Source organism: Massilia sp. CT11-108 (assembly GCF_047302915.1).
Classification (GTDB): Bacteria; Pseudomonadota; Gammaproteobacteria; order Burkholderiales; family Burkholderiaceae_D; genus Telluria; species Telluria orientalis.
Window position 1 is genome coordinate 1 of record NZ_JBKYMO010000947.1, and the last position, 1,161, is coordinate 1,161.

The 1,161-nt window shown below is 71.3% G+C and carries 2 protein-coding genes and 1 pseudogene; all 3 read right to left on the reverse strand.

Annotated features, from left to right (window positions below; translation table 11 throughout):
- Positions 1-327 (reverse strand): MFS transporter (locus ACEN88_RS32250; RefSeq protein WP_413346293.1); only part of this gene is annotated, 327 nt, incomplete at its 3' end.
- A 3-nt stretch (positions 328-330) separates the two neighbouring features.
- Positions 331-837 (reverse strand): TssQ family T6SS-associated lipoprotein, encoded by a 507-nt coding sequence (locus ACEN88_RS32255; RefSeq protein WP_413346294.1) that lies wholly within the window; start codon positions 835-837, stop codon positions 331-333.
- A gap of 20 nt (positions 838-857) precedes the next feature.
- Positions 858-1,161 (reverse strand): annotated as a pseudogene (locus ACEN88_RS32260) (hypothetical protein); the annotation flags it as partial.

Sequence of the window (1,161 nt, forward strand, 5' to 3'; positions counted from 1 at the left end):
GCACAGCAGCGAGGCCAGCGCGAACGTCGCGATGCCGGCGAGCAGGATGCGGCGCCGGCCGTAGCGGTCGCCGGCCGCGCCGCCCAGCAACAGTAACGAGCTCAAGGGGAGAAGATAGCCGCTCACGACCCACGACAGGTCCGCGCCCGCGCCGCCCAGGTCGCGGCCGATGGCGGACAGGCCCACGTTGACGACGGAGCCGTCGATGAAGGCGAGGCTGCTGGCCAGGATCGACGTGGCCAGCACCAGGTGCGGGTGGTCGGTGTGGCCGCTCGTCGGCGTACTGTCGGCCAGCGGGCGATCGCAATGGGCCGGCAGCGCGCTCACGTTCTAGTGCGGCGTCGCCGCCTGCTTGGCCTTCGTGAAGACGGGCCCCCACAGCGGATGGCCGTGTTCGCCGGGTGCCAGGTCGAACGACGGGTCGAGGCGCAGCGCGCGGTCGAACGCCTGGCGGCACGGGCCGGGACGCGACGTCACGCAATAGCTGAACGCCATGTATTTCAAGGCCGTGAGGCGCGTGGCGAGCGGGCCGTTGTTCACGTCGCGCGCGGACAGGCGCCGGATCGCGCCGTTGTAGTCGCCGTCGTTGTACAGCCGGATGCCTTCCTGCAGGCCTGCGCTGGGCGTGGACACGTCGTCGCGGTCGCGCGGTTTTTCCTTCGGCCGCGCCGGGGCTTCGCGCACCGCCGGGGTGTCCCGTTCCACGGTCGATGTCGCCTTCGGATGGCTGGGGCTGCGTGCCGGTTTCTTGTCGAAGCCGGGCAGGTCGGCGCAGCCGCCGAGCAGGGCGGCTGTCGCGGCCAGCAGGATGGCGCGGGCGAAGCGGTGGGTCTTCATCGGTCTCCGGTCGTGGGTCATCAGGGTTCCGCCGTGAAGTCGACGGTGATCTGGCCGTCGCTGCTCGCCGTGTCGACCTCGAGCACGCGGTCGTGGAAGTTCGGGTTCGTCACGCGGATCGTGTGGCGGCCGGGCGCCAGCACGAGGCGCTTGACGGGCGGACTCACGCCGCGGTCGACGTCGTCCACGTAGACGACGCCCCACGGCTGGATCTGCAGCTTGTAGACGTTGCCGTTCGGCGTGACGACGACACCGGGCAGCCGGGTGTCCGGCGCGGACTGGGCCTGGCCGGCGGCGGGGCGGTGTGGTATACACCTCTCCGAG

Bases quoted from the DNA above. Each gene is read 5' to 3' on its own strand.
- ACEN88_RS32255 (WP_413346294.1), bottom strand. From the start codon at position 837: ATGAAGACCCACCGCTTCGCCCGCGCCATCCTGCTGGCCGCGACAGCC.